This window comes from Flavobacterium limnosediminis JC2902 (assembly GCF_000498535.1).
GTDB classification, from domain to species: domain Bacteria; phylum Bacteroidota; class Bacteroidia; order Flavobacteriales; family Flavobacteriaceae; genus Flavobacterium; species Flavobacterium limnosediminis.
Genome location: NZ_AVGG01000023.1, coordinates 61241 through 67545, shown reverse-complemented (window position 1 = coordinate 67545; position 6305 = coordinate 61241). Strand labels below are relative to the sequence as shown.

The following is a 6305-nucleotide window of genomic DNA, read 5'->3' as shown; positions in this document are numbered from 1 at the left end:
TGTCAGGGTAATGATTGGGCTTGCTGTAACAACCACCGTATTAGATACAGCTAAAGCTACCGTACATCCAGCTGGTGCAAAAGTATATTGAACACCATCAATCCAAACTACACCTCCGGTTCTTGTTATAGTAATCGTATTTGTAGCCACTCCGGTAACAAAGGTGATTTGTTGTAACACATCATTTGGTCCAGCACTAAATGTGGTACTTGCCGTTCCGTCTGAGATAGTAACATTACCTGCATTAGTATCTCTGGCAATGCTAATGGTTATAGAAGTTCCGGCAGGAACCGTATGTTGGAGTGTTATCGTTAATACGGAATTGGTATTATCAACAGAAGCACAATTAACCGCTGAAGCTGCAGCACCTAATGCCGAAATAACTCCGGACACATTAGCGGCACTGTTCCCGCCGGATGCGGACAACCCATTTCCAGTTATCGGAGTACCTGCAGATGCAATTGAAATAGCATTAAAGGTAGTATTCGCTACAACCGCCGGAACGGTAATGATTGATGTTCCCACACCACTTAAGGTGGTTGTTACAGAACTCCCTCCATTAATATTATAAGTTACCGTTGCATTAGGAGTTCCCGTCAAATTAAATACAGCATTGCTTCCTGAACAGATTGGTGAAGTAGAGGTTACACTTGCCAAAGAAGCAGGCGCTCCTCCTCCTGACAAAACAATATTTGAAACTGCTGCTGCACATCCGGGGAAATTAGTAACAATATTGGTGTAGTTCCCCGCATCCAATCCGGAAATAATAATCTGACCTGCTGCATTACTTGCAAGTGTAACGGAAACCGGTGTACCATCATCTGAATAAGTAACAGTATAAGAAGTACTCGGATCTAAACCATCTATTGTTATTGAACCATTTGAGCCGCCGCATGTAGGATTAGTACCTGAAGCAGTAGGACATACAATTGAACAATCAGTAGAGCCGGCACCTGCGCCCGAATTTGTTTGTGTCATCGTGATATATCCTGCAGCACCATCATAGTTGGTTACCACAACCATATATATCTCGCCCACCTGAGCATTTGGTATGGTCGCGGTTTCTGTCGCCGAGGCGCTAAAACTACAATCAACTACATTACCGGTACAGGCATGATCACCCGTACAATCTCCTTGTGTAAAATCGGCACAAGCAGCTGCTTGATTTGCAAATGGTCCCCAAATTGCAAAATCCACATCCAGCCCCATACCGGTTCCGTTTGGACCAGTTGTTTGCGATATCTGTAAATTCAAAGGTCCAGGTTGGTCAATTTCCAAATAATACCAGGCTGGTCTTGGCGCCGAACCTAAACAAGTATTTGCTGTAACAACAGCAGGAGCATCCGGAACACAACCACCACTTACGTTAGGAAACTGCAAAGGTCCCGCATCAGCACAAAAGGGATCAGACCCCGAACATAACGAATTAGGCGGAACTGAAGCCGGCAATCCTCCAGGAGTGGCTTTACATGAAATAGTTGCAGCCCAACCTCCATATTGACCACTGGAATCCGATTCAAATGTAATAGTAATACTACCGGACGGATGACTTGATGCCACTGTCATACCTCCGCAAATTGGGGACGTATCGCCATAGGTTCCGATAACAGTACCTCCTGTGCCGGTTCCTTCATATATCGTCATAAAATCCCATGGTTCGCCTTCAACATCCCACGAAGTAAATTGCAACTGAACATAAGTTCCCGGTGTTGAAGGACTAAAAGTTATCTGAAAATTTTCATCAGCGGAGTAATTTCCTCCATTACCCCCTGAATCATAAAAGGTACCGGAACATGTTGAAAATGTCCCGTTTTGCATATTGTAATTTTGAGAAAAAACTGAAGATGAAATCAGAATTAAAAGGAGTAGAATTTTTTTCATACGCTTTTAGTTTATAGCTGTAATTGGGGTAATTATTAATAGGTAATCGGTATTTCCTATCCTATACAATTCTTTATTTTTAGGAAACATGGGAATTTCATACTTAAGAGGATTAAAGCTTGACACTGAAACTTTCAGATCTCTTTCCAGTTTCGGATTATATTTATTGGAAAGTTTAAAATCAAACAGAGCTTTGAATTTTTTGCCCCTATACTCAGGAGCATAGACAACACTAGTCCTGTTTTGCAAAAAATCCGTAATCATTTCCAGTCTCCCGCCAGAGGATTTAAAAACAAGTTCATCGGCTTTATCCTGAAAAACTTCGCGGATAAATAATTCTACTTGTTCTTCAGAATACTTCCGACTTTGATTTTTACCGGAATTTGACTGTGCCGAAATTGTTAACACAAAAAGAGACAGTATTACAACAAATAATTTTCTCATAGCAGATAATTTAATTTTATACTATTCGGGATGGTTTTTAAAAATTAAAACTGATCACTTGCCCATCGGAAAAAATGAACAATTATTAAAGTTTTGTTAATTAACAAATATGCAAAAGTTTGTGATTAAAAAAAACAAAATGATAAAAATATTTGTTTTTATCACAAAAATCCACACGAAGCGCCGCGAACACTGCGATTTGCAATGTTTTTTTTAACACGTAAATAGCTTTTTTTGTTACAAATTCAATAAAAAAATATACCTTTCATCCCATTTATTATTCCATTTGCCGATAATCTGCATTTGATATTTATTAATTATCTTTGCGTGATAAATTCATTAATCCAAAATATCCATAATGATTCACAACGACGATTTGAACGATCAATTAGGAGAAAATCACATAGGCACCTCTGCCCGAACTCCCTTACGTTCTGATGCTTTCGATAAATCTGACGACGAAAAAATAGCCCTTATCAAAAAGGATGTTGAAAGTATATTAACAACACTAGGTTTAGACCTTACAGACGACAGTTTAAAAGGTACACCAAACCGTGTGGCTAAAATGTTTGTTAAAGAGATTTTTGGTGGACTTCATCCGCATAAAAAACCAAGTTCCTCCACTTTTGACAACAAATACAAGTATGGTGAAATGTTGGTGGAAAAGAATATTACCATTTATTCTACCTGTGAACATCACCTACTGCCAATTGTAGGTCGCGCACATGTGGCTTACATCTCCAACGGAACCGTTGTGGGCTTATCAAAAATGAACCGTATTGTAGATTATTTTGCCAAAAGACCTCAGGTTCAGGAACGTTTGACCATACAGATCGTGCAGGAATTGCAGAAAGTTTTAAACACAGACGATGTGGCCTGCGTAATCGATGCCAAACACCTTTGTGTGAACTCACGTGGGATTCGCGACATCGAAAGCAGTACCGTAACTGCCGAATTTGGTGGGAAATTCAAAGAAGATAAGGTTCGTCGTGAGTTTTTGGATTACATTAAACTTGACACGACTTTCTAATTGTTGAAATCTTAATCTTTTAATTTTTCAATCTTTTAATCATATCATATATGCACTTATATCAAAATCAGACTTTAAAGATTTACAATTCACTTTCCGGAGAAAAAGAACTTTTTACCCCTATTCATGAAGGTCATGTAGGAATGTATGTTTGCGGACCAACCGTATACAGCAATGTTCATTTGGGAAATTGTAGAACTTTCATGTCTTTTGATATGATTTACAGGTACATCAAACATTTGGAGTACAAAGTACGCTACATCAGAAATATCACTGATGCCGGGCATTTAACAGATGACGGTAATGTAGACAATGATCGTTTTGTGAAACAGTCGCGTCTTGAAAAACTGGAGCCCATGGAAGTGGTTCAGAAATATACCGTAGACTTTCACAAGGTTTTGGAAATGTTCAACCTGCTCCCTCCGAATATTGAACCTACAGCTACCGGACATATTCTAGAACAAATTGAAATTACGCAGAAATTAATCGAAACCGGTTTTGCTTACGTAAGCAACGGTTCGGTTTATTTTGACGTTTTGGAATACAACAACAGGGGTTTAAACTACGGTGAACTAAGCAACAGAAATATTGAAGAATTACTAGCTAACACCCGAGATTTAGACGGTCAGGATGAGAAAAAGAATGCTGCTGATTTCGCCTTATGGAAAAAAGCTTCTCCGGCTCACATCATGCGTTGGTCTTCCCCTTGGGGTGATGGTTTTCCCGGATGGCATCTGGAGTGTACTGCCATGAGCACAAAATATCTTGGCCAAAGATTTGATATTCATGGTGGCGGAATGGACTTAAAATTCCCGCATCACGAATGTGAAATCGCACAGGGAAAAGCCTGCAACGGGACATCTCCTGTAAATTACTGGATGCACGCCAATATGCTGACCATGAACGGACAACGCATGAGCAAATCTACCGGAAATTATATACTTCCGATGGAATTATTTAGCGGTGAAAACAACTTTTTCGAAAAAGCCTTTCACCCCAGCGTAGTGCGTTTCTGCTTTTTACAGGCACATTACAGAAGTATTCTGGATATTTCCAATGAAGGAATGTTGGCTTCTGAAAAAGGCTTTAACCGATTAATGGAAGCTGTTGCCAATCTGAATGACCTTCAGGCAGGTACCGAATCCTCTTTAGACATCGCTTCATGGAAAACAGCCTGCTACGATGCCATGAATGACGATTTCAACAGCCCGATTCTGATTGCTCAATTGTTTGAAGCGGTGCGTTACATCAACTTGATGAAAGAAGGAAAAGAAAGTCTAAGTACAACGGATCTGGAAACGTTCAAAAAAGCTATTCATGCTTTTGTTTTCGATGTTTTAGGACTTCAGAATGAAAATGAACTTTCAGCAAACAACGACAAACTGGAAGGCGTAATCAACATGCTGATTGGCATGCGAAACGAAGCCAGAGCCAATAAAAATTGGGGATTATCGGATGAAATTCGCGATAATCTACTTGAATTAGGCATACAGTTAAAAGACGGAAAAGAGGGAACTACTTTCAGTCTCTAATTTTATTTAAAAGAAAAAAATATAAAATGATGGAGTATGGCGCTTCATCATTTTTTTTAAAAGAATATGCTGAAAAAAATCCTGATATTCCCTTTTATATTACTGGTCCGGTTTTACCAAGTAGCAATTTCACCTTATACACCGGGTGTTTGTCGTTATACACCTACCTGTTCTCAATACACGGTGGAAGCCTTAAAAAAACACGGACTTATCAAAGGCGGATGGTTAGCCATCAAACGCATTGGCAGTTGCAACCCTTGGGGTGGCAGCGGTTATGACCCGGTTCCTTGAAGCGAAATTCAGAAATTTGAATTTAGAAATAAGAATTTGGAATTTGAGATTTGGAATTTTGGAGAATTAAAATTTAACCTTTTCGTTTACTCAATTATAATTATATTTACCCATACAAAGAATACACTTACAATATGACACACGCTTTACACATGGTTTGGAATCCCTCCGAAGGTCTTGATTTAGGTTTTTTTATGATTCGTTTTTACAGTTTGATGTTCATAATCGCTTTTGGATTAGGCTGGTATATCATGAAAAATATTTACGAAAGAGAAGGTCAATCGTTGGAAAAACTGGATTCTTTATTCATTTATACCGTATTTGCAACCTTGATCGGGGCTCGTCTCGGACATGTTTTCTTTTACGATTGGGATTATTTCAAGAATCATCCGGAAGAAATCCTGTTACCATTCCGATTCCAACCCGAATTTGAGTTCACCGGTTTTGCGGGATTGGCGAGTCATGGTGCTGCTATTGCCATTATTCTGGTGATGTATTTTTACAGCAAAAAGATAATCAAAAAACCATTGCTTTGGATTTTGGACCGAATCGTGATTCCGGTTTCAAGCGGTGCTATTTTCGTGCGTTTGGGGAATTTCTTCAATTCGGAGATCGTGGGAAATAAAACAGAATTCCCTCTTGGAATCCGTTTTATCAGAGATCAGTACACAGCAAGGGAAGCGGTTCAGAATACAGGGATTCAAAACCCGAATGAAGCTTACAAAGCCATTGAAACCAATCCGCAATTTGCCAATTTACTGGAACATGTAGTTCCAAAACATCCTGCCCAGTTGTATGAGGCTTTTGGTTATGTTTTTGTATTTGCCATACTGTTCTTTTTGTATTGGAAAACCAACGCCAGAGAGAAACAGGGATATCTTTTCGGACTGTTTCTGATCATGCTATGGACGGTTCGTTTCCTTGTGGAGTTTGTAAAGGAGAGTCAGGGTGGTTTTGAGAGCGCTCTTGGCGTTTTTTCTACCGGACAATGGCTAAGTATCCCTTTTATCATTATTGGCGCTTATTTGGTATTTAAGGCAAAGCAACGAGAAATCTAAATTCACGATTATAAATGAAAAATCCCACCCGATCAAATCGGGTGGGATTTTTTTTGTTTTGTATGGCCT

General features: G+C 39.3%; 5 protein-coding genes and 1 pseudogene. 4 read left to right on the top strand and 2 right to left on the bottom strand.

What is annotated here, in order from left to right:
• Both FLJC2902T_RS14695 and FLJC2902T_RS15955 read right to left on the bottom strand, forming a co-directional pair.
• Window positions 1-1881, bottom strand: a pseudogene (locus FLJC2902T_RS14695) (hypothetical protein); the annotation flags it as partial.
• Window positions 1882-1887: 6 nt separating this feature from the next.
• On the bottom strand, window positions 1888-2325 hold the full coding sequence (locus tag FLJC2902T_RS15955; protein ID WP_023580591.1) for a hypothetical protein: 438 nt from the start codon (window positions 2323-2325) through the stop codon (window positions 1888-1890).
• A 358-nt stretch (window positions 2326-2683) separates the two neighbouring features.
• On the opposite strand from FLJC2902T_RS15955, the gene folE reads away from it, so the two are divergent.
• The 4 genes from folE to lgt all read left to right on the top strand — a co-directional run bounded on the left by folE (window position 2684) and on the right by lgt (window position 6236).
• A complete protein-coding gene (folE, locus tag FLJC2902T_RS14685; RefSeq protein WP_023580589.1) occupies window positions 2684-3355 on the top strand; it encodes a GTP cyclohydrolase I FolE in 672 nt (223 codons plus the stop codon).
• A gap of 50 nt (window positions 3356-3405) precedes the next feature.
• A complete protein-coding gene (cysS, locus tag FLJC2902T_RS14680; protein ID WP_023580588.1) occupies window positions 3406-4887 on the top strand; it encodes a cysteine--tRNA ligase in 1482 nt (493 codons plus the stop codon).
• 66 nt (window positions 4888-4953) lie between these two features.
• Window positions 4954-5178, top strand: coding sequence for a membrane protein insertion efficiency factor YidD (yidD, locus tag FLJC2902T_RS14675; protein ID WP_023580587.1), 225 nt, complete (start codon window positions 4954-4956; stop codon window positions 5176-5178).
• A gap of 134 nt (window positions 5179-5312) precedes the next feature.
• Window positions 5313-6236: a prolipoprotein diacylglyceryl transferase gene (lgt, locus tag FLJC2902T_RS14670; protein WP_023580586.1), complete on the top strand. Its 924-nt coding sequence runs from the start codon at window positions 5313-5315 to the stop codon at window positions 6234-6236.
• Window positions 6237-6305: the final 69 nt, after the last annotated feature.